Origin of the sequence: Bradyrhizobium sp. ORS 111 (assembly GCF_045571485.1) — a bacterium.
Classification (GTDB): domain Bacteria; phylum Pseudomonadota; class Alphaproteobacteria; order Rhizobiales; family Xanthobacteraceae; genus Bradyrhizobium.
Genome location: NZ_CP120701.1, coordinates 1491906 through 1514812, shown reverse-complemented (window position 1 = coordinate 1514812; position 22907 = coordinate 1491906). Strand labels below are relative to the sequence as shown.

At 59.8% G+C, this 22907-nt stretch carries 19 protein-coding genes and 2 pseudogenes; 12 read left to right on the top strand and 9 right to left on the bottom strand.

What is annotated here, in order from left to right; translation table 11 throughout:
• Positions 1-93: 93 nt before the first annotated feature.
• Both P6U30_RS07050 and P6U30_RS07045 read left to right on the top strand, forming a co-directional pair.
• Complete coding sequence (locus P6U30_RS07050) at positions 94-291, top strand: hypothetical protein (RefSeq protein ID WP_407168717.1); 198 nt, start codon at positions 94-96, stop codon at positions 289-291.
• A gap of 1123 nt (positions 292-1414) precedes the next feature.
• Positions 1415-1807 (top strand): response regulator, encoded by a 393-nt coding sequence (locus P6U30_RS07045; RefSeq protein ID WP_407150622.1) that lies wholly within the window; start codon positions 1415-1417, stop codon positions 1805-1807.
• A 486-nt stretch (positions 1808-2293) separates the two neighbouring features.
• Here P6U30_RS07045 and P6U30_RS07040 read toward each other — a convergent pair whose 3' ends face one another.
• Positions 2294-2656 (bottom strand): hypothetical protein, encoded by a 363-nt coding sequence (locus P6U30_RS07040; protein WP_407168716.1) that lies wholly within the window; start codon positions 2654-2656, stop codon positions 2294-2296.
• 757 nt (positions 2657-3413) lie between these two features.
• Positions 3414-3725, bottom strand: a complete 312-nt coding sequence (locus P6U30_RS07035; RefSeq protein ID WP_407150620.1) for a hypothetical protein — start codon at positions 3723-3725, stop codon at positions 3414-3416.
• A gap of 367 nt (positions 3726-4092) precedes the next feature.
• Between P6U30_RS07035 and P6U30_RS07030 the strand changes: the two genes are divergently transcribed.
• The 3 genes and pseudogenes from P6U30_RS07030 (at position 4093) to P6U30_RS07020 (ending at position 5466) form a co-directional block, all read left to right on the top strand.
• Positions 4093-4308, top strand: coding sequence for a hypothetical protein (locus P6U30_RS07030; RefSeq protein ID WP_407150619.1), 216 nt, complete (start codon positions 4093-4095; stop codon positions 4306-4308).
• 580 nt (positions 4309-4888) lie between these two features.
• Positions 4889-5103 (top strand): annotated as a pseudogene (locus tag P6U30_RS07025) (IS5/IS1182 family transposase); the annotation flags it as partial.
• Positions 5104-5277: 174 nt separating this feature from the next.
• A complete protein-coding gene (locus tag P6U30_RS07020; protein WP_407150618.1) occupies positions 5278-5466 on the top strand; it encodes a hypothetical protein in 189 nt (62 codons plus the stop codon).
• Between the two features lie 528 nt (positions 5467-5994).
• On the opposite strand, the gene P6U30_RS07015 is transcribed toward P6U30_RS07020, so the two are convergent.
• Complete coding sequence (locus tag P6U30_RS07015; protein WP_407150617.1) at positions 5995-6156, bottom strand: DUF2934 domain-containing protein; 162 nt, start codon at positions 6154-6156, stop codon at positions 5995-5997.
• Positions 6157-6815: 659 nt separating this feature from the next.
• Here P6U30_RS07015 and P6U30_RS07010 point away from each other — a divergent pair.
• Positions 6816-8186: an alpha-hydroxy acid oxidase gene (locus tag P6U30_RS07010; RefSeq protein WP_407168715.1), complete on the top strand. Its 1371-nt coding sequence runs from the start codon at positions 6816-6818 to the stop codon at positions 8184-8186.
• A 30-nt stretch (positions 8187-8216) separates the two neighbouring features.
• Here P6U30_RS07010 and P6U30_RS07005 read toward each other — a convergent pair whose 3' ends face one another.
• The 6 genes from P6U30_RS07005 to P6U30_RS06980 all read right to left on the bottom strand — a co-directional run bounded on the left by P6U30_RS07005 (position 8217) and on the right by P6U30_RS06980 (position 17037).
• Positions 8217-11333 carry an FAD-binding and (Fe-S)-binding domain-containing protein gene (locus P6U30_RS07005; RefSeq protein WP_407168714.1) on the bottom strand — a complete coding sequence of 1039 codons (3117 nt, stop codon included), beginning with the start codon at positions 11331-11333 and terminating at the stop codon, positions 8217-8219.
• A complete protein-coding gene (locus tag P6U30_RS07000) occupies positions 11330-13156 on the bottom strand; it encodes a thiamine pyrophosphate-dependent enzyme (RefSeq protein ID WP_407168713.1) in 1827 nt (608 codons plus the stop codon). Before P6U30_RS07000 ends, P6U30_RS07005 begins: the two co-directional genes overlap by 4 nt.
• A 509-nt stretch (positions 13157-13665) precedes the next feature.
• Positions 13666-14523 carry an SDR family oxidoreductase gene (locus P6U30_RS06995; RefSeq protein ID WP_407150613.1) on the bottom strand — a complete coding sequence of 286 codons (858 nt, stop codon included), beginning with the start codon at positions 14521-14523 and terminating at the stop codon, positions 13666-13668.
• 291 nt (positions 14524-14814) lie between these two features.
• On the bottom strand, positions 14815-15675 hold the full coding sequence (locus P6U30_RS06990) for a hypothetical protein (protein ID WP_407168712.1): 861 nt from the start codon (positions 15673-15675) through the stop codon (positions 14815-14817).
• Between the two features lie 315 nt (positions 15676-15990).
• Positions 15991-16596, bottom strand: a complete 606-nt coding sequence (locus P6U30_RS06985) for a cysteine hydrolase family protein (RefSeq protein WP_407150611.1) — start codon at positions 16594-16596, stop codon at positions 15991-15993.
• Positions 16597-16833: 237 nt separating this feature from the next.
• Entirely contained in the window at positions 16834-17037 is a 204-nt protein-coding gene (locus P6U30_RS06980) for a CsbD family protein (RefSeq protein ID WP_407150609.1), read from the bottom strand.
• 176 nt (positions 17038-17213) lie between these two features.
• Here P6U30_RS06980 and P6U30_RS06975 point away from each other — a divergent pair, with 176 nt between their 5' ends.
• From P6U30_RS06975 to P6U30_RS06950, 6 genes and pseudogenes are all read left to right on the top strand, one after another.
• Complete coding sequence (locus P6U30_RS06975; RefSeq protein ID WP_407170385.1) at positions 17214-17702, top strand: ferritin-like domain-containing protein; 489 nt, start codon at positions 17214-17216, stop codon at positions 17700-17702.
• An 11-nt stretch (positions 17703-17713) separates the two neighbouring features.
• Positions 17714-18249 (top strand): annotated as a pseudogene (locus tag P6U30_RS06970) (DUF4142 domain-containing protein).
• A 510-nt stretch (positions 18250-18759) separates the two neighbouring features.
• Positions 18760-19452 (top strand): hemolysin III family protein, encoded by a 693-nt coding sequence (locus P6U30_RS06965; protein WP_407170384.1) that lies wholly within the window; start codon positions 18760-18762, stop codon positions 19450-19452.
• Between the two features lie 128 nt (positions 19453-19580).
• The gene (locus P6U30_RS06960; protein ID WP_407150605.1) at positions 19581-20639 is read left to right on the top strand and encodes an AI-2E family transporter; all 1059 of its coding nucleotides are present in this window, start codon (positions 19581-19583) and stop codon (positions 20637-20639) included.
• A gap of 60 nt (positions 20640-20699) precedes the next feature.
• A complete protein-coding gene (locus tag P6U30_RS06955; RefSeq protein ID WP_407150604.1) occupies positions 20700-21815 on the top strand; it encodes a glycosyltransferase in 1116 nt (371 codons plus the stop codon).
• Positions 21812-22906: an AI-2E family transporter gene (locus P6U30_RS06950; RefSeq protein ID WP_407168711.1), complete on the top strand. Its 1095-nt coding sequence runs from the start codon at positions 21812-21814 to the stop codon at positions 22904-22906. Before P6U30_RS06955 ends, P6U30_RS06950 begins: the two co-directional genes overlap by 4 nt.
• The last annotated feature ends 1 nt before the right edge of the window (position 22907 follow it).

Below are 22907 nucleotides of genomic sequence, written 5' to 3'. Positions count from 1 at the left end.
TTAACTTAGGTAGATGCACGACCTGAGCGTGGACGCCTATATGACGCCTCCTTCACCAAGAGGCGACACATGGAGAAGAAAAGGCGAAATCGGATGAAGCAGATTCATTCACTTGACGAGCGCCTGGCCCGAGAAGCGGAATCCCTTCGAAAGAGGGCGCGCCGGGCCGGTGCCAGCTTAGAGCGAATGCATCTGCTTGAGAAAGCTGAACAGATGGAGAAGGCACGCGACATCAACGCGATGTTGGCCGGACCTCCCAACAGGCAGGACGTTTCCCGGCCAACTGGTTGACTTGGCCTTGGCTCCGTCCTGCGATTGCAGGCGACAGAACGTGCGCGTCATTCGATCACCGAAACGACATGCCAGCCAAGGAGCCGCGACTTTGTGCTGACCGGGGCGCTCCTGATGGACACTCCGAAGATGAATGCGCCGTGTTTCTGTTGCCCAGAGAGTGCACGCGGCCCGCGTGGCGTCCCGCGGGCCTGCGAAAGGAACGGATCTTCATGAGAAGATTTGGGTCTGCAAGACGAATCCTCCTTGAGCGGCAACCGTGGAAAAGTCGAGTACTCCAATCTCATTCAGCGCAGCGCCGAAGCTCGACGGCGTCTCGCCTCGCCAGACAAGTAGCAAGCAGCCAGTCTTCCGCTCGCCTGCCAATGCGATTCCCCTGACAGCGAGGACAATGGTCATCGGGGGCTAGCGTCGCGCTCCTCCATCCGCAATCGACCGGCATCCGCTTTCCCGGATCCAAGTTGCCGCCCCGCGGCAATCTGCATTTCGCGAACCGACACCGCGAGCGAAAGCTCCTTCAGTTCCGCAGCTGCCCCGCCTCGGAGCACGCCGAACATCGAGCTTACAAAGAAACTCCCTGCTCGTCCCGTTCGCCGCAGCTGAGGATTATCGCCTCTATTGCAAGACCATTCGCGCGATGGGTTAGGGGCTGGCACACATTGATCCTGACGCTGCTGGATGACACAACTTCAGTTCAGGGCGCAACCAGCATTCGAAGGAAGGCGTGCCTCGAGATGGTGCGTAGTGATCAGGCAACTCACATTCTTGCGTCATGCGGGCTTGCTTCGACCACAGACAGCTCGCGCTCAAGTATTTCTGTTGATCGTAATTGGAAATGGATAGTCAGATGATCTCACGCGATTGAGGTCCACTACGTGGCCCCGCGAGCTAGATCGAGACGCGGCGGACGATGTCGCGGCTGACGAGGGTGAAATCGCGCGACTGGTTCCCTTTTGCGTCATCCAAGAACCAATAGAAGGTCGGAAGCCAAAGGCTTTGGGCTCTGTTACGGAGCAGAAGAAGAGCCTGCTTCAAACTTGACGCTTTAAGATCGGGGAACTGAGGAACGGTTTCGGCAATCGGCGCTTGCCCAAAGAGGCAGAACGACCCAAGGGTGGAACAGATGACCCACCACAACGAACCTTCCTTGAAGGGCTGCCGCGTCCTGATCGTCGAAGACGAGTACTTTCTCGGAGATGATCTGGCGAGCGCGATCCGGTCGCTCGGCGCCCATGTCATCGGACCTGTCCCCGAACTCGACGAGGCGATGTCTGTTGAGCACGATGGTTTCGATATCGCCCTAATTGACATCAACTTGCGAGGACGTTCGGCCTATCCGATTGCGGACGAGCTCGCACGCCTCGGTAAGCCGTTTATCTTCACGACCGGCTACAGTGCCGACACCATTCCACCGCGCTTCTGGCACGTGCGACGATGCGAGAAGCCCTATGAGCCTGATCAACTCAAGGCCGTCGTTGCCGAGTTGTGCTGCCAACGCCTTCTTCTCGCGGTGTAGGCGGCTTTCTTTTTTGACCCAGGTTGACATTTCCCTTTCTGGGTACATGGCCGAGACCGCCGGTCTGGTGGAAGCCACGGGTGGCGACAGCTCTCGCTGCGAATCGAATTCATCAACCTTCTGCTCCGCGATAATTTTACCCCGAACCAGACATCTCGATTCGGTCAGAGGCGCGGACGCTGAGGGGCCTCGCATGGACGAGAAACCGTCCGCCGGGCTGTACCGCCCGCCAAAACCCGAAATGCGCGGGAGAAATCGGTCCCGGTGCCTGGCTAAAGGCCGAGGCTAGGCTCGCGTGTCCCGCGTTGATCGTTCAATTGTTCTTGGGGTAGCGCTTTCTCGGCGAACGGTTCGTGGAACGTAGAGGGCAGTGCGTTTGTGGCCCTCTCAGTCATCAGCGCCGGGGTGCTTTGCCAATAGTTAGCGAACCAGCCGCCCGAATGGTTCCGATTGAAGCCGCCGTCCGCGCCCGTCGGGATGATCTACTCAGAAAATTCCGATCAAGGCGAAGAAAGTGACCTCGATCAGAAAAGCAACGCTCATAATAGTGACGGTGAGGAACACATCGCCCGCAGATAATCTGGTCATGACGCGCCTCGCTTCCGGCGAAGCCCCTTCAATAAATTCACCTATGATAAAAAGGTTCGGGTTCCGCGGATCGAGCAGATCTGATGCGCGTTGCCTAACCGCGGCAGGAGCGCGCGTGCACATGCACGGATGATATGCACGCCCTAGGACAACGATGGCAGCCATGGCCGAACTGCGCCGCACGCAGCCCCTAATCTGCATCTCTTGGAACCGAAGCACTACCGTGCAATCTGTAACGAGATCGGCGAACGGCTGCGCCATCATTTCGCGCGCGAGACAGCCCCGGTTTCGCCTCGCCTGCGGAAACTATTAGATCGGTTCGAAGAGTTGGAAGGTGGCGCCATCATTCCAGACCGCAGCGGTGATCCCAAGACGCCGGTCCGTTCGCGGCGCTTTGGTTTTTGGCCGTTCTCCTGAGCGAGAAAGTGGACCCGGGCCGGCCGATGCGTCATGGCATCGGTATGGAAGTACAGATAGATCGACATGTGCTCGCCCTTTAGTCCGGTTCCAAGAGAACTTTGGCACCGCAGCCGCCGTCATGCGGAAAATCGGCAGGCACTTCTGGACTCGCGGGCGATCAAACAGCAAGACCCGCCAGAACCGATGAAAAAGTAAGGCGCGAAAAGCCGAAACGATAGAAGCAGAGGCCATCGCCATCGGGCGGCGCTCCCGGATTGAGATGAAGACTTGTGCAGCGCAATTCTGATAATTCTAACTGCGAGTAGCATGCGCCGGCCTAACGCTACATAGCGCAGTGAGTGAAGGTCCGCCGACGCTGACCTTTGCGAACTTTGAGATGAAAGTCGGCGAACTGGTGCAAGCCCTCCAAGCTCTCCCGGATGAGGATGCGACAGTGGTGGAGAGAGCATGAAGCCGGATACCTGGCTAATCGTGTCCGGAGTGGTGCCTCGCCAAATTTTCCGACTTGATCACGATCATGCGTTGTCGGAAATAGAGGGCGTCGTTGAATGAGTGCGACAGAGAGGCCTCACTTTGTAAGTCTGTAAACATCGCCGGGCTAGAGGCTGAGTTCCCCGAACATTCGCTGCTGCTTGCCTGTCAAGTTGATCTCCAAAACCTTCGCTGTCCAGCCTTCCGGGACGGCGGCGAGCACCGACGTCAAGGCCTGATCTGGCTTAGCTAATGCGATCCAAATTGGAGACCGGCCCGGCGAAACATCGTCCGCCGTCACTTCAACAACAGTAAAGGAGTCGCCGAAGGACTCTGCCATGATCGTTAATGCGATGGCGGCCAGCTTGTTTCTTTCGTGAGGGGAATTTGAGGCCGTCGCTGCCGGATGACCTTCTGCCAGCGCAAAGGAAGAGGGCAATTCTTGCTCAAGAAGAGGACGAGCGGCGCCATCCTGGAACGAGATGCCGCGTCTTGCCTCCGTCTCGGCTGGCCGCGGCGCTACGATAGTCGGGCGCCCCATATCTACTCATTTGTCTTCGTTTACAACTTTGATCCAGAAGGACGCACCGTCGCTCGCGAGCAGGCCGCACACCATCGCAAGCACGACAGAGCGCGCTGCCCCTCCGGGGACGACGCCAATCGAAACACGAATCGACTTCCGGCCTTCCTCAAGCGTCCACGCACCGCGACTTTCATTTCCGTACAAATACGGACAAGCCCATCAACGCCGGAGACGCGTAACTAGATCAAGCCTAGCATCGGGTCGCTCAGGGAGAAGGCTAGCGATGACCGAGTTCGACGGTCGAATTCAAGCAAACTTGAACGTCGTGCTGGAGGAAATCTGCCAAAAGCTGTCGCGTCACGGCGGCGATCACGAAGCCCGCAAGTTTATCGTCGAGCATCTGATCGAGGCGGCACGGTCTGGCAAGACCACGCTGACAGATCTTCGGGCAGAGGCGCGTCGAGCATTGCCCGGATTGACGAGCCTGAGGTCGGTCTAACCGACAGACGAGGCCGAACTATTGCAACGGCCCGCCCGTTTGCGGCAAGATCAATTTTCAAACTCAGAACGCCGCTACGGTCGGATCAAATAAGTGTCGCAGTGACCGCAAGCGTCGCAGACATAGTGCCGCTCCTCAAATGTGTCGTTAGTGGCTGGATCAACGTCAGCCTCATCTCGGAAGCGCCGCATTGAGCGCATGGAAGTTCGACCGCCTCGAACCGAGAGCACGACGGTACAGGTTGCTGTTCTTCCATAATACTTTCGCCCCCAGAAGTGCTGTCCGATTCAGCATCGTCTGCGGAACGCTAGGTAAATAACCGCGCCTGCGACCGAAAGAGTAAAGAAGCCCTGTCCGGAGAACTACGGAAATGTCAAAACGTCGGCTATGGTCTCGTCAACGGTGTCTCACGTGAGCGTGAGAAAGCGAATCAGGGTAACGTGGGCGGTATCCTCCGGATCTCGCAAACCAAGCGGCTCACGAAGCCTGCGCGCTGCACTTATCTGTGGACCAGGATCTTCGGCAAGCGCGTTGTCGATCTCAATGACACATTCCGTGCACATGCTCACCGTAGCGCCTCCCGAAACGCAATTGCCGCGATCCGATCTGCTTCAGCCCATACCTTTATCGCGCTCGCAACCAGGTCGAACGGTTCTTCAACAGATCAAACAATGTCGTCGTGGGGCGACACGCTACGACAGGCTTGCGGTAAACTACCTTGGCTCCGTCCAACTCGCATCTATCCGGCGATGGCTGGCCGCGCGCTATGAGTCCCCCGGTTGGCGGCCCCTTTAATTTGGACGCAGCCGCCTTCTCGGGCAGTAGGCGCTTGGCACTCGCCCGAATCGGAACTTACGGGCCGTTCGAGTCTTTGCCTTCTTAGCGCGGCGTGAGCCCGTTTCAAGCAGAGTTGCGACGGTCTTTTCGGCACTCCAGTGGTCGTGGGCTAAACGAATGGACTCATCAACCATGGACAAGGGGATTGAGTATCGAGGTCATCGACTTGTCGTGATCGAGCAACCAGGCGGCGGCTCGTTGGTTGAGATCACGCCTCTGACCGGTGGGCAGACCATCCGGACAATGACTTACCAAACCAGTCAGGAGGCGCTTGCAGCAGCAAGGGCGAATATTGACGCTCATCCGGACGCCAAGCGGTGACCGAATTCGTATCGAGAAACTAACGTGTTGGAGCCCGAACGTCGCGGCACCCGTTTGCGGCTGCCTAGCGAGGCGCGCTACGCGGCCGAATACTTCGACGACAGCCGCGCAAATAGCTGCGCGATGCTCTTCCCGCGATAACGGGAATCTGCCCCGGTGCAGGCTGGTGAAGCGATAGATTTTCTGCCAGGACGACCGAGCTGCGCTTCCAAGGGCATTCAACTGCTTTGATCCCACCGGGATCGATATCTGGGAGCTCGTTTAGCGGCAACGTCGAGCTTTCCACGCGAGCGATCACGTAAGGGCGACAGCCGTTACGGGCATCGTGAATGCTAATACTTGCCCGGGCGGGGCCTCGTTGAGCGCCCCGCTCGCCTCCGGCTCCCTGATCCCCGTCTGATTAGAGCTGTTGCATTCGCAGCGCGATGCCGACGCCGCCGATGCAGCCGGTGGAATCGATCCAAGCACGATGCGGATGGGTTCTCGCACACCCAGCCGAGGCTCGGCAGATGAGGCACTTGGAATTGGTCACAGCGTATCGGGGGTGCGCAAGGGAGAGCCTTTATCCTCGTTGATCAGTTCTTGCTCGGCAAGCCGCCAGAACTCCTCGTCGCGCCCTTCCGGCTTGCCGGCCTTCTCCCATAGCTGATAGGCCCGCGCCGCCACCGCTTCGTCGATCCGTTTGTTCATCGAACTTCAACGGATGGGAGCCCCATGCGTTCCTACTTTCTGGACGAGGTCCTAAAACCAACTAGCTCGCAGCAACCGTCTGACGTGATGTCGCGGTACCCCATACCTGCGATGAACGACGGCTCACTCCATGTAGCTGCTCAGCATCTTGACCGGCTGCTGACTCTGCTATGGAGACCGGCTTCTTGCCTTGCCGCTTGCCGAGTTCAAACCCCGGCGTTCCTGCTCATGTGCCGTGAGACGCAAGCACAATGGTCCCGACATCTATGAAGCAGGCCACGGCGCTTTGTTCGCCGAGAGGCGACACATGGGAAAGAACAAAGGAAACGCTGTGTCCCCGCAAATTCAACGAAACAACATGCGCGTCATTGGACCAGCCTAGCCGGCCGGTTTAGCCGCATGTCGCCTACCTTGAGGAACTGGGCCGACTGAATTCGTTGTGGCAGGGACTGCAGCGATCACCCGCCAACCGAACGGAGGCGCAAATGTAAGCGCGCTCGGACGAGATTGACAACGGCAAGTGACGCAATGGAACAGACGACCGGAGCACTTGTTCTTGCTAGAGGCGGTGCCACTGCAATGACTCTCATTATTCGGGTCGGAGGACGATCGTGTCGCGGCTCGGCCAACAATGCAGAACAGTCGGAGATTCACCCGTCATGTCCGTGCCGAGACGATTTCCCTCGCATCGGAATTCCAACCGTAGCCTCGCGACGCTGCTCATGTATGCCTTTGCCGGCATCGCCGGCGCAGCCGCGGCCGCTGCGCTGACACGTCGATTGCATCCGATTGGCTACGAGCCCAACAGCCGGGTGGCGCAACTCGGTGTCACACCTACGCGGCGGTACTACACCGGCTTTAACCCGCAATATGCGGTTGCCGTCTCAGATCTGCGCGCGATGACTCACAAGCGCCTGCCGCGTTTCGCGCTCGAATATCTCGAAGGAGGCTCGCAGGACGAGGCCACGCTATCTCGTGAGCGGCGTGCCTATGCCGATTGGCGCTTCATGCCGCGGACGCTTGTGGACGTGTCCGACAGGACACTCGATAGCAAAATTCTCGGGCGGTCTGCGAGCATGCCGCTGGTGGTCTCACCTACGGGTCTCAATGGTATCTTTCGTGCCCACGGGGACAGCATGCTGGCCCAAGCTGCGCTACGTGCGGGCGTTCCGTTCGTCCAGAGCACGATGTCAAACGACACCATGGAGCAGGTCGCCCAAGCCGCGCCCGGTTTGCGTCACTGGTGGCAGCTTTACGTGTTCGGCGGCGACGAAGTGTGGCAAGAATTGCTGCGGCGGGCCGACCGCGCCGGTTGCGAGGCGCTGGTGTTGACGACCAACACTCAGATCTTCGGCGACCGCGAATGGCAGCGGCGCAATCAGTCCGCGAACCAGCGGCTTTCAACCTCCGCAGCATTGGAGAGCCTGGCACATCCGCTCTGGCTGGCTGAGAATCTCGCCTCGCACGGCATACCCACATTTCCGAACGTGATCGATTTCGTTCCCAAAGGCGAGCGAAGCTTTTTTTCAGCCTCAAACTGGATACGCAAGCATCAGCCGACTTCGCTGAGCTGGGACCAGGTTGCAAAAATCCGGGAGTACTGGAAGAAACCCTTCATCCTGAAAGGAATCCTCAACCTTGAGGACGTCCGCCGCGCCATCGATAGTGGCGCCGACGGCGTCGTGCTCGGTAGCCATGGCGGTCGACAACTCGACTGGACAGTCGCGGCGCTCGATCTGCTGCCGGCCGCTCGCGAGATCGTCGATGACCGGATCGCCCTCTATCTGACCGGCGGCATCCGCCGCGGAACCGATATGCTCAAGGCACTTGCACTCGGCGCTGCTGCCGTGTGGGTCGGGCGCGCACCGCTCTACGGACTGAGCGCCGCCGGTGCCGCCGGTGCGACACGCGCGTTGGAGATCCTCAAGAGCGAAGCGCTGGACGGGATGGGGCTGTTAGGCGTCAGCCGAGTCGACCAGCTAGGACCTCATCTGCTTGCGCATTCGGTCAGCTCGGAACCGCAGATGTGAGGGCAGCGAAGCCTGACATCCCATTCCGCGTCACCTCGAAAGCGTTTTCCTGGCCGGGCTTGCTGCCTTGGATCGGCCAAGTGCCCAGTACAGCAGAAGACCCGCGGCGAGTGTCGCGCCTGCACCAGCGACGACAGCCCTACCCTCGAGGCGCGCCGGCGTTTCATGATAGGCTTCTGCTGCTTCGCGTGCCGAAACATCCTGCTTCGCCTGGAGCGCCAGTGCCAGCAGTTCGGCCGGATGAATGGCCCAGCGACGCGCGCCATGCCAAATCTGCTCGCGGCAGCTGAAACCGTCGGCCAGCACAAGGGTATCCGCCGGCGCTCTGCGCACAGCAGGAAGTAGTCCCTGCTCGCCGATCTTCATCGATAAATCGTAGTGTCCGGCCTCATAGCCGAATGAGCCGGCTTGGCCACAGCAACCGGCCTTTGGGTATTCGACCTTGAGGCCCATGGCATCGAACATCCGCTGCTGCATGTCGAAGTCGAGAACGGCTCGATGATGGCAGTGCGCATGGGCGAGTGCGGCCCTCTCGAAGCGCGGCGGTTTCCAATTGGCGTTCCTCATCAAAAATTCGCTGAGCATCATCGTCTGTTTGGCGAGACGATGCGCATCGCGGTTGTCCGGCATGAGATTGACGAGCTCGTCGCGAAACACGGAGACGCAGCTCGGCTCAAGGCCCACCACCGGCACACCGGCTCGAATAGCGGGACGTAACTCTTCGATCACCCGATTCAGCTTCCGCCTTGCAAGCCCAAGCATTCCGTAGTCATAGAGTGGCCGGCCACAACACAGTTGCGCAGCCGGAACGATAATGCGATAGCCCGCGTCCTCGAGAACCGTCACCGCAGCTTTGGCGGTGCCGGGGAGAAAATAGTTATTGAAGGTGTCGGGCCAAAGAATGACCGGCGGCCGCGTCCTGTCACGGACACGGCGACGCTCGTGGAACCAGTGCTGAAAGGTCTCGGCACTGAATTTCGGTGCGTCGCGCTCGCGGGCGAAACCGGCCGCACGCCGCAAGGCTCCGCCGAGACCCGGCGAGTGAATCAGGAAATTGGCGAGCCCGGGAGCCGCTGCCGCGATTCGAGCCCAAGCAAAGACCAGCCCCATCGAATAAGCGGCAGCCGGCCGCAGACGACCGGAATAATAGTGCGACAGGAATTCCGCTTTATAAGTCGCCATGTCGACGGAGACGGGGCAATCATGCTTGCAGCCTTTGCACTGGAGACACAGGTCGAGAGCGTCATGCACGGCTCTCTCACGCCAGCCGCGCGTAAGTTCGTCGCCCCGCATCATTTCGAACAACAGATGCGCCCGGCCACGGGTCGAGTGCATCTCCTCACGAGTGGCCTGGAAGCTCGGGCACATCACCTGGCCGTCAAGCGCGCGGCACTTCCCTACCCCGAAACAACGTTCGGTTGCGGTGGCAAAGGAACCGCGGTCATTGGGAAACTTGAAATGTGTCTCAACCGGCCGCGGATGATACTCGGGCCCCAGTCTTAAGCTCGTATCGAGCGGCTGCGGGTCGACGATCTTGCCCGGGTTCATTCGCCAGTGAGGATCCCAAATCGACTTGAACTCGCGAAACGCCTGGATAAGCTCGGGCCCGAACATTTTGGGCAACAGCTCGCCTTTGGCCTGTCCGTCGCCGTGCTCGCCGGAAAGCGAGCCGCCATGAGCGAGGCACAGATCCGCCGCCTCATCCATATATGCGCGAAATTTTGCGACGCCTTCCGCGGTGCGTAAGCCGAACGTCATGCGTGCGTGGATGCAGCCGTCGCCAAAATGACCGAAGACCGTATAGCCATATCCGTATCGCTCACACAGATTTTTAAAGTCGCGCAGATAGGGGCCGAGCCGCTCGGGTGGAACGGCCGCGTCCTCCCAGCTCGGCCAGGCCTCTTCGATATTCGGAATGTGGCTCGATCCAACTCCTGCTTCCCGGATTTTCCAAACAGCAGCTTGGTCGTTTGGATTGCCGATGACCTGCGCGCCCGTCGACTTGGTGCGAGCCCGCTGCAGCCGTCTATAGGCGTCCCGAGCTTTGCTGTTCGCATCGTTCTGGTCCTCACCACCAAACTCGACGAGGAGCCAGGCATGGCCGTCCGGCAACAGAGCAGCGCCGGGCGCCGCCTTCCCCTTGCGCTCCATGTTGGTGACCACGTGCCGATCGATGCCTTCGAGCGCGACCGCGCCGAGCCCGCGGATCTCCGGCACATCGTCCCCGGCTTCGGCGAAATCCGCATAGCTGAGTACCAGCAGTGCGTGCGCAGCAGGCGATGGGCGCAACCGCACTGTCGCAGATAGCGTGAGGGCACACGTGCTCTCGGATCCGACAAGCGCCCGCGCAATATGGAAGCCGTTCTCCCGCAGGAGCGAATCAAGGTTGTAGCCCGAGACACGCCGCGGGATATTCGGATAACGGGTCCGAATTTCGTCCCCATAGCGCTCTGCGAGTTCGCGCAGTTTCTGGTAGATTTCGGCGCGACGACCGCCGGCGCGGCGGACTAGCTCAAACGCATCATCCGAGGTTTCCCCCACGCGCATCCGCAATCCATCATAGGTGAGGATCTCGAGTTCCTCGACATTGTCGACGGTCTTGCCGCCCCAGAAGGTGTGCGCGCCGCAGGAATTGTTGCCGATGTTTCCGCCGAGGGTGCAGTATTGGTGGGTGGCAGGATCGGGAGCAAAGGTCAGGCCATTGCGCTTTGCTGCTTCCCGTAGTTGGTCGTTGATGAGGCCCGGCTCAACCTTGGCAAGCCGCGCATCCGGATCGAGCGCGAGAAGACGGTTCATATGCTTGGAAAAGTCGATCACGACTGCGACGTTGCAGCACTGGCCGGAAAGACTGGTTCCGCAGCCCCGCGCGAGAATCGGCACGTCGCGCGCCCGGCAGCTCTCGACGGCAGCGCTCACGTCATCTGCGTCGCGCGGAATAACCACTCCGATCGGAACGTGACGGTAGATCGAAAGATCCGTCGCATAGAGCGCGCGTGATCCGGTATCGAAGCGAACCTCGCCCTTGAGGCGGCGCTGCAGTTCGTTCTCAAGCTCCCGCGCCGCGTTGCGACGGCGGCGCTGCACCATCGCGGATTCATCGTTAGGCCCTTCGCGAACCAGCGAGGTGATCTCGGAACCGACGCTCATTCCTTGCCCCCATCCCCGCCAGTCAGCTTTTCGATCGCGCGGGCGGCGGCACCGAAGGGGCTGCCCGCGAAACTGAATTCCTGGGCGGCATGGCGACCAATGGTGAGCCCGATCGGTCGTCGGTTCACCTCGCCGCGAGCCAGCGCGATTGCGAGCTTCTTCGCCTCGTCGTTGGTGACGACGGGTGGCCATGGCGGCTCGAGCGGATCGACGACGCACTCGATCACCACAGGTCCCTCCAGCGCGAGCGCCTCCCGCAGTTGGTCGCGGCAACGTTCCGGTTCCTCAATGCGTATGCCTCGAGCACCGCAGGCCTCGGCGACCTTGACAAAATCGACTGGAGCGAGGTCGACGCCGTATTCTGGATTGCCCAGATAGAGCATCTGCTCCCACTTGATCAGCCCGAGCGTATTGTTCTTCAGCACCACGACTTTGACCGGGAGCTTGTTCTGTATCAAAGTCACGAAGTCGCCCATCATCATGGTGAACGATCCATCGCCGGTGAAGGCGACAACTTGGCGATCGGGATACGCAGCCTGCGCGCCAATCGCATAAGGCAACGCCGCGGCCATTGAGCACATGGTTCCACTGAAGGAGAATTTCTGGCCCTCGCGCAGACGCATGCGCGCGGCCCAGGTGGTCACGGTACCGGAATCGCCGCACAAAATCGCATTCGAAGCCATCAGATCGGGCAAGTGCCAGCTCACCGCCTGCGGCGGCATCGGACGTCGCAGGTCCATGGCGCGCTTTTCCATCAGCGCCCACCACTCTTCCATCTCGCGTTGCAATTTCGCGAGGAAGCTGCGGTCCTCGTTACGCTTCAATTTTGACAGAAGCGCGCGCAGTGTCGCCTGCGCATCGCCGACCAATCCGACATCGATGGGGTGACGAAGTCCGATGTGCTCCGGCTTGTCGTCGATCTGCACGCTAACGGCCTGACCGGGCTTGGGAAAGAATTCGATGTAGGGAAATGAACTGCCGACGATTAGCAGTGCTTCGCAGCTCTTGAGCGCTTCCACGGACGGCCGCGTTCCCACGACGCCGATGCCGCCGGTCGTGTATTCACTGGTGTCAGCGATGCAATCCTTGCCGAGCATAGCTTTGATCACGGGCGCGCCGAGCCGTTCGGCGACCTGCTCCAGTTCCGCGCCGGCGCCACGCGCCCCCGCTCCAGCGAGGATCGCGATTTTGCTCTTGCTACCCAGCAGCTTGGCGGCCTGCTTGATCAGGGCATCATCGGCCGGCAGGCGCCGTGGTTGTTGATAATCAGCCGACGTGTGCCCCTTGACGTTGCGCTTGAATCTCCGCTCGGCACTTGCCGGCATGACCTGGATATCGATGGGCAAGGCTACATGGGCGACGGCTCGATTAGCGAGCGCGGCGCGGCAGGCGAGGTTAACGACGTTCTCCAAGTGCGCCGGCCCCATGACCCGTTGATTATAGATAGCCACATCCTGGTAGAGATAGTCCTGGTTGATGTCCTGCAGATAGTGCGTCCCGATCAGATCATGGTAAGTCATGCCAGTGACCGCGAGCACCGGCGCGCCGTCGATCTTCGCATCGTAGAGACCGTTGAGGAGATGCACGGCGCCAGGCGCAGCAGTGGAGAAGCACACCCCGAGGCGTCCGCTGAATTTCGCGTAGGCCGACGCCGCAAGCGCCGCAGTTTCCTCGTGCCGACAATGGATGTAGCGAATACGATCCTTCGTCTTACGGAATGCTTCGACCAGGCCATTGATGCCGTCGCCCGGCAAACCAAACACCGTGTCCACGCCCCATTGCAGCAGGAGGTCAACGAGATGATCGGATACGGTTGTGGGCATTGGTCGCTCGGCGAGATAATTGCGCAACATTGGTGCTAAGCTACTGCCGCATAAATCGTTCCTGTAGCGCGGCGACGGTCGTGGGACACCCGTCACGCGACCGCTGCAGCCCACCGCTTTGCCGCGTTTGCCAGGCCGGTCCCCTATAACGCCGCCTGAACGTGCAATAGCTCAGCGCTCTGAATCGCCAGTCGCGGAACTGCGTCGTGGCCGCTCGGCATAGGACCAACGGCTTGCTCATAGCGTCGATGCCTGCCGCCCCTCTAGCGTAATGGCGGCAGCACAGGTTCTCTGGTCCATCGCAATGGCGCACTGGCGCCCGTGCCACCGGAACCGCGGTGGCGCGGCAGCCGCGGACAGCTTGATGCATGTCCCGAGACGCTCGCTGTGCAGCCAGGCGGCCGACACCCTATGGATATGAACGCCACCAGGATGTTGGCTTTCGGGGAAAACGCGATCGCGAAGGCCGCTGCGATGCAGCGCGCTCGCATTTCAGTACCGTAGCTGCCTTACATGAAGGGTTTACCGCCGGTGACCGGGATGGTGGCTCCTGAAGTGTAGCTCGAAAGAGGATCGGCCAGCATCACGTAGGCCGTTGCGAGTTCAGCCGGCTGCCCGGCGCGCTTCATCGGCACCTGCTCGCCGAACGTCGTGACCGCGCGTTCCGGCATGGTGGATGGTATGAGCGGCGTCCAGATCGGTCCTGGAGCAACGGCGTTGACCCGGATTCCTCTTTCGGCCAGCATTTGAGCCAGCCCGCCGGTAAAGTTCTGGATTGCCCCCTTGGTGGTGGCGTAGGCAAGCAAGATAGGGTTTGGCATATCGGAGTTCACGGACGCGGTATTGATGATCGCGCTGCCGGGTTTCATGTGGGGCACGGCCGCTTTCGTCAAATAGAACATGGCGTGAATGTTCGTCTCAAACGTTTTCTGCCACTCTTCGTCGCTGATCTGGCCAATGTCCTTGAAAGTTGCCTGGTGAGCGGCGTTGTTGACGAGGATATCCAGACCCCCTAGCTCGTCGACGGTGCGCCGAACTATTGAGCGACAATGATCGGCGCTGCGGACGTCGCCAGGAATAAGGACGATCTTGCGCCCCTCGCCTTCGACTATTGCTTTGACCTCCGCAGCGTCTTCATCCTCGCAAAGATATGCGATTGCCAGATCAGCTCCCTCGCGCGCAAACGCTATCGCGACTGCGCGTCCGATACCACTATCTCCGCCCGTGATGATCGCTCTTTTTCCCGCAAGCCTGCCGGCTCCCCGGTAGCTCTGCTCTCCGTGGTCAGGCCTGGGGTTCATCTCGACGGTTGAGCCCGGCATCGGCTGTGTCTGGGACGGAAAGGGTGGCTTTGGGTAACGCGTCATGATGAGGCTCCGAAGGTTCGTTCAACCAACCGGCGCTTGCTGCGGCCGTTCCTTGTTGGTCGTCGAAAATCGAGGGCGGAATCTGCTCCGCGGCCGCCAATGCCGTCGTATGTCGGCCGGTGGTTGGCACTTTCCTTACTGCGTCGCGTCACCGCCCAAGCGGAAATCATGTTCCTTTCGAAGTGCGCGGGAGGTCACTTCGGTGCGCCACCGCTGAACTATCGCGAGCACGGCCTCATCATCTCGTGTTGGTGGCGGTCGGCGCCAAGCCTGAGTTCGGCTACCACCTCATCATTTGTGGCTCGCCCCGGTCGGTAGAACCATCCATTCCGGAAGCGGCGCGCCGTCGCGGTGCCGACCGCCGGCAACCGCCGCAACCCAGGCACCCACGGCTCCGAGCAGGGTGGCAACCGCCACCGAAAATGCCAGAATGACCATGCTATGGCGGGCGTGGGCGATCGTACTCCTGGAACTCGCAATTGCCTGATCGACGCGCCTCTCGGCGTCGACAGCCGCAAGGCCAGTCAGGGTCTGGACCTGCTGTATGAGATGCGCTCGATCATCCCCGTTCACGCCATGCCGGCTCGATCCAGTCATCAGAATTCGGCCGGCCTCGGCGCGTCCGACACTCATGTCGGCATTCGGAAGCCGATGCGGCGAGCGCAGAAGTCGATCGAGCTCGTAACTCAGGAGTGGTTCGGCGGAGGTGGTACTCCCGGCGATGCGTGATGAAGAGGGACCGGTGACCGCAGCTGGGCTCACCATCCCCATCACGATGGCGCCAAGGAGGACCGCGAGCGCCCACGTTGTCAGGCCATGAAGGCCATCGCGCGTTTCCATGTCCGAATTTGGCTCGGCTCCAACACCATCGCGAACACGACCCGCAAGGTAGCCGCCGAGGCCGAAACTGGCGATTGCGAGCAAGATCAAATAGAGACCGGAGAGCAGCGATAGCGCGGCCGATGCGTCTCGCCAAGTTGGCGATGCTGAGCTAACGCCGAGACCGATGGTGACTCCAAATGTCATCAGAACGAATGCAAATGCCGCTGCCGCAAATGCGCCAGCGATAATAGGTGTCCACTGCAGATATCGAATTTGAACTGGCAGTGTCGCTGCCTCGTCTTCGACGAGTGCGGGAGCTTCGCTCGTCATGATCGCTTCCCTCACCGCAAACCAAAAAACGAAAGAATGGCCATTATCACCACGATCAGGCCAATCAGATAGATCAGCTGGTTCATTTGATCTCCTCCACCGCTTCCTCCCCGAGGCGGATAATTGCGGTCGATTTGGAATGTTCCTGTCCGATCTATCGGCACCAGGCCGGGCGTAGCAACCTTTCTGACGGCAGGGGCGGACTGCTCCTCCGTCGGCTGCGGTGTCCGAGATGCGACCCGCCCCTTGCGGGCATGACGCCGTTATCGAGAGCCGCTCCGCGCCACCACCCGTTCCCGTGCGAGACCTGGTCCCCTATGGCGATGGCCAGATACGAATAAGATCGGCAGTCGAAGCTAGCTCGATCTGGATGCTGAAGCGCTCTCGATATAGCTGCAACGAGGCGCTATGGCTTTGGTCCGATGAACTGCACAGCGCGTCCGCCGCGAGAATGACCCGATAACCGTGGTCAATAGCGGCAAGTACGGTCGCCAGCACGCAGACATCCGTTTCGCCGCCCGATATTACGAGTGTATCTACCCGATGCGCTTCGAGGTAAGTCCGCAGGCGCCCATTGCCGAACGCGCTGTAGGTGCTTCGGTCGATGACCGTCGCGTTCACGGCACTCGCCGCGAGTGCGGGCATGAGCTCGATCAGTGCCGGATCGAGGTGTTCGCCGGTGACGCATTCCCATTTCTCGTAATAGGTTCGCCAAATCCCGTGTGCGTCGTGCTTTGAACGCGGCGGAATGAAGCGCGTGAATACTGTGCGACAAGCGCAATGTCGCGTCAGCGCTATGGCACGCGGGAGAACACGCTCCATCCACGGCGTCGCCCAAGGCGCACCCGGTTCGAACAGGCGCTGCATGTCGATGCAGAGATGAACCGCATTGGGGCCGGGTGAACTGGGGAGCCGTCCCATAGCTCACGTTACGGTCGACGCGGCCCGCTCGGTCGAGCCAGCCGTCTTTCGCGAGATACCGCGCACGATCCCTATATCGGCTTTGGTCGATCGAACCATGATCGGCATGACACTTTCGCCTGAGATAGCGACCCGGGGGCCGCAGCAGAGATCTAGCAATGTGTCCGAGCAGTTCGCGCTTCCCTCCGTCGCATATCTCGCAGACGGCCGGGTCCAGCGACGCTCAGGTCGACAGAGTCACCACTTCTGGCGACCGTACCAGTCGTTCACTTCCTTGCTGGCCTTATCCTTCGCGTACCCATAGCGTTGCTGCAGGCGGCCTTCGAGCTGGTCCTGCTTGCCTGCAATTATATCAAGATCATCGTCCGTCAGCTTGCCCCACTGCTCCTTGACCTTGCCCCTCACTTGTTTCCAATTGCCTTCAACCCGATTCCAGTCCATCGCAACTTCTCCATCGAAACAAAAAACCATCCAACCAACCGGCCTGAGAGCGCTTCGTTCCGCGACGCTGTTGCCTCGCGGATTCGCAGGCGACGCTCGCGAATGGGCGGAATAGGAACCTGCCTGCCCCGCGCGGGTTGGGCAGCATTCGCTATCCCGAACCGCGGAGCAACCCCATGCCCCATCAAGATCTCAGCGCACTCTTCCTCGATACCCTGAAAGACATCTACTACGCCGAAAAGCAGATCTATAAGGCGCTGCCGCGCATGGCCAAGGCAGCCGCCTCCGATGATCTGCGTGGAGCGTTCGAGAAACATCACGATGAGACCGAGACACATATCGAGAGGCTCGAGCAAATCTTCGAACTAATGGGCAAGCCGGCACGCGGCAAGAAATGTGACGCCATCGAGGGGATTATCGAGGAGGGCAAGGACGTGATGGAAGACTATGCCGATACGCCGGCGCTCGATCCCGGTCTCCTCGCCGCGGCACAAGCGGTCGAGCACTACGAGATTGCGCGCTACGGAACGTTGAAGGCCTGGGCAACCAAGCTGAGCATGAACGATGCCGTCAAGCTGATCGACCAAACGCTGGCCGAGGAAAAGAAGACGGATGACGCGCTCACGAAGCTCGCCGTCACTGCGCTCAACGCCAAAGCTGCATGAGGAGGCAACCGATGAGACGAACCGTTATGGCGATCGCTGCCGCTGGCCTCCTGACCTCGACCGCGCTCGCGCAGTCCGTGGGTGAGAAGACTGGCGTCAATTCCGTCCTCGGCGTGGCGCCGAAGACGGCGGACTTCATCAAAGAGGCCACGACGAGCGACATTCTGGAGATCGAGGCCGCGAAAGTCGCCCAACAGAAGGGCAATCCGACAGAGAGAAGTTCGCTGAACAAATGATCACCGATCACACAAAAACGAGCCAGGAGCTGAAACAACTCGTCGACGGAGAGAACAAGTCCGCTTTGGCGACAGGCCTGGATGACAGCTCTGAGAAGAAGCTCGATCGACTGCGCAATACCAAACCGGCGGACTTCGCCAGTGAATATGACCCAATGCAGGTCAATGCGCACAAGGATGCAGTCTCCCTGTTTGAGCGCTATTCGAAGAGCGGCGACGATCCGAAACTGAAAGACTGGGCCGGCAAGACCCTGCCGGCGCTTCAGCATCATCTCGAGCTGGCACAGGAGATGAACAATAGCCGGAAATGACCGTAGCGATTCGGACGCTCCTCTTCTCCACGATGCCCTCAAATCCGGCAGGCGCCTTGCGCGTTTGATCGCATCCACAGCCGCTGGCCCTGCAACCACCAAGCGCGCGGCACAAGGCTGCCGCGCCGATCAGCGATCTCGACAGACTCATTGACCTCCTCGGCCAGTTCCGACGTCGTCAGCAGTTGTGATCAAGTGACCAGAGCGGCACGCCAATGGATGAGGAGCACATCCCATTGCGTCCAGGTCCAGATGGACTTTGGAACGACGGGCGAGCGGCGAAAGTTCCTATCGATACTGTGAAGCGCGCATCGTGGATGTCGGCACGGCAGTCTCGAAAGCCTCGCTGTCGAGTCTCACTCGCGTATGACAGATCGCCAACGCCGCAAGAGAGGAACGTTCCGTTTAATACGGCTTTTTTCGAAAGGCGAACGACGCACAGTCCGCCCCTTGGTGAGACCGATCGCAAGTTGCGCGCTGATGTTTCCGCGAAACGAGTCCGCAATGACAATGTCGACGAGTGGCGTTCAGGCGACCGAGACGCGGGTCCCGATTTACAGCGAACCCGGCGCTATACCCTGGGACTACACCCGGACCGAGACGATCGCCGATCTCACGGTTCACGTCATCGGACTGTGCCTGGGTTTCGCTGCCTCGGCCGTTCTTCTCACGCGTGTAGCCGCTCATGGAGGATTTAGGGATGTCGTAGCAACGTCGGTCTACATTACAGGTCTGCTCTTGATGCTCACTCTGTCCGCCGCCTACAATTTATGGCCGGTTTGTCCTGCAAAGTGGCGACTGCGACGGTTCGACCATTCGGCGATATATGTGCTCATCGCCGCCACCTACACGTTCTTTGCTCTAAACCTGAGGGCGAACGCGCTACCGCTTCTGGTCGGAGTTTGGAGCGTGGCTGCTTTGGGGATTGCCGTCAAACTTGTCTGGCCCGGGCGTCTCGACCGTTTGTCGATCGGCGTATATGTCGCCTTGGGTTGGAGTGCCTTCATTCTCCGGAAAAGCAAGGCTGCAATGATACCACCAGAGGCGAGCCACTTATTGTTGGCCGGAGGTACGATCCTTACGGTTGGCGTGATTTTCCACATCTGGCGAAATCTGCGCTTCCAGAACGCAATCTGGCACTTACTCGTACTGGTCGGAGTCACTTGCCATTATGCCGCAGTGCTTGACGTTGTCCTGAACTGAACGCCATCTCGTACTCTGATCCTCGGCCGCAGCTTCCGCGTGGCGACGCCACCATACTGCCACAGGAACGTCCACTCGTCTTCCCCGGTTGAATACCTGGACACATCTGAGATCATTACGATGGCGCGATGAAGACCACGACGCTCGAATTCGTGAAGCGAACAGTCGTTGTGATCGCGCTCGCGCCGCTTCCGCTTCTGGTCTGGTATCTGCGAGATTTTCTTCTTGTACTCATCGGCGCGCTCCTTGTGGCGATGCTGTTGCAGCTCGTCAGCGAGCCATTGGTGAGATGGTGTCGGCTCCCCGAAGGACCCGCTTTGGCGATCGCTGGGCTGCTCATTTTTCTTGCGGTCGCCGGCAGCGCCTATTTGTTTGGAACTCAGCTGACTGCCGAACTACAAGATGTGTTCAGTCGCGCAGACACTGCAACGAAAACAATCTCCGATGGACTCCAGCGGTCCCAGCTCGGCCGCGCTCTATTGTCCCATCTCAGTGGCGGCGGCTTTTCTCTCACCGGCTTCCTCGGGAGCTTCGTAACAGTGAGCGCGCGTTTGCTGGAGGCTACGATCCTCGCCGTCGCCGCGGGCGTTTATCTGGCAGTCCGGCCGACCATGTATCGCAGGGGAGCCGCCCAGCTATTTCCGCCGAGGTGGCGACCGATGGTCGAGCAAACCATCGACGACGTCGGCCGGGCACTACGCTTGTGGCTGCTCGGTCAAGCCATCCAGATGTGCGTGATCGGAACAGTCACGACAGTTGCCGTCTGGATCATTGGTCTCCCCTCGCCGCTTGGGTTAGGCGCGATTGCCGGTCTTGCAGAATTCGTCCCCTACATCGGACCACTGATATCGTCGATCCCGGCTATCCTAGTGGCCGTGACCGGCGGACTGTACCCTGCACTTTGGACCATCGCGGCGTACATCATCATCCATCAGCTCGAAAGTAATCTGATCGTCCCAATGGTCCAACATAGGCTGGTATTTCTTCCCCCTGCTGTGTTGCTTCTGAGCATTGTGGCGGTCACGGAAATATTTGGCATGATAGGCATCATATTCGCTGCGCCAATCACCGTCATCGCTTTCGTTGCAATCAAGAAGCTATATGTTCGCGACGGCCTCGGCCAAGCCACCGAGCTGCCGGGCGAGCCCGAGCGCCGAACAGGAACCTATTCGTCTGCTCCCGATTGATGCGAAAGATACCGCCGGTGAGCAATGGAAATCGCCCTATCCTTCGGTTGGATGATACTCGTGTTCTGGTTGATCCTCCGCGCTCATGGCCAACGCGGCTTACTGCCTGTGCTCTACCCTGTGGCGCGCGCCATTCGCGACCCACCGAACGTATCGGTCATCGTTCCAGCAAGAAACGAGTCCGATAACCTTCCGCGCTGTCTCCACAGCTTGCTCCGTCAGAACTACCGGCAGGATCGGCTCCATATTGTCGTCGTCGACGACAATTCCACCGACGATACGTTCGCCACAGGCCATTCCTTTGCAGCCAGAACTCGAAGCCTCAAGGTCATCAGGTGTCCGCCGTTGCCACCGCGCTGGTACGGAAAGCCGCACGCCTGCTGGATCGGCGTACGAATGTCGTGTCCCGAGGATGATTGGCTTTGTTTCATCGACGCGGATGTTCAAGCCGAGCCAGGACTCATCGGCAGCGCGGTAACGGCGGCTCGCTCGCAGCAACTAGCACTTTTGTCGCTGGCGCCCCGTCAGCAGCTGGGCAGCTTCCCCGAACGTCTCATCATACCATGCGGACTGTTCCTGATGGCCTTCCGCCAAGACCTCAAGATCGTTCAGTCGCCGCACAGCAATCGGGTCACCGCGAACGGGCAATTCATGCTGGTGCATCGACGTGCCTACGAATTGGCCGGCGGTCATGCCGCCGTCCACGACGCCATTTGTGAGGATCTCGAGCTGGCTCGGCTCATCAAGAAATCCGGCGGCCGCGTTTTGTTACAGGACGGCAGGCTTCTCTTGACCGCCCGGATGTACACGGGTTGGAAAAGCCTGTGGATGGGCTTTTCGAAGAATGCGGTCGAAATGCTGGGTGGGCCTACCGCTGCGTTCGTCACTGCACTGCTCGCGCTCATGCTGCCACCAGTTAGCTTCCTGCTTCCGATCATGGACGGCGTTCGCTGCGCCAGCGGGCATGCGTTGGATTGCGTAGCGCTGGTTCCCGCCGTTACCGGCACAGCAGCCGCAGCGGCCCTGCATATTGCAGGCGCATTATATTTTTGTACCCCGTTCTGGTATGGCCTGATCTTTCCGCTCGGCTACGCAGTTGGGGGATGTCTTACCCTCGACAGCGTTCGTCGTCACTGGCGCGGCGACATCATCTGGAAAGGCCGGAGCTATCCGTGAACCAGCGAGCTCTCCGCACGCGGCCGCAAGCCGACCACGAACATGTCAGCCGGATCTCGACCGGAACGGTGCTTTTCATCATCACGGCGACGGCAGTTACCGTCTACGAATTGCAACTGGTGCTGATTCCCTTCGTCCTTGCCGGGGTGATCAGCTACATCTGTGCACCCGCAATTGCCTGGGCAAGCGCCAGGGCTCACCTGCCTCGTCTGTTAGTTTCGGTCGTCGCATTCCTGGTGATTCTAGCATTCGGCGCGGTCATTGGCTTGCTCGGAATTCCGCCCCTGGCTCGCGAGATGACACATACCGCCACCGACCTTCAGGGAACGCTCAACCGCCTGGCCGCAGCGCTGATCGACGGTGACACAGTCAACTTGCTCGGTCAGCCAATGGATTCACACCAACTGGCAGCCGGGATCGATCAGGCCGTTCGCAACTGGATCGGCAATGCGCGGGTACTCTCGGTGATCGCGGGAAGCGTCTTTGTTGCCGGGTTCGGCTTCCTGCTAACGCTGGTTCTGCTATTCTTCTTTATGGTTAGCGGCCCGTCGATCGTTCAAGGGCTGCTATGGCTCGTTCCGCCCGGTGAACGGCCATTGATCGAGGACCACATTCTGGTGCAGGTCGATCCGGTGCTGAGACGTTACTTCATCGGGGTCGTCGCAGTCGTGTGTTTCGCCGCCGCTTTCGCCTATGCCGGCCTAGGGCTTCTGCTTGGAGTTCCACATGCTGTGTTCCTTGCCCTGATCACCGGGCTCCTGGAGGCGGTGCCGGTCCTTGGCCCAGCGATAGCAGCAACCCTTGCCGGCCTCGTGGCTATTCAACACAATTCAGAGTTCTCGGCGATTATTGGATACGCAGTCTACCTCACAGCGCTGCGACTTTTGATCGATCAGTTATTTGGGCCCGTCGTGCTTGGTGCGGCTAGCCGGGTGCATCCCGCGCTTGTCATTTTCTGTTTCCTGGCCGGAGGCACACTGTTCGGCGTCGTCGGAATAATCATCGCAGTTCCAGTCGCACTCATCATCAAGGCAACGCTCTCAGCGCTCTACGACGAGCCAGCGAGCGGACTTCCCTTGCGAAAGGACTGAC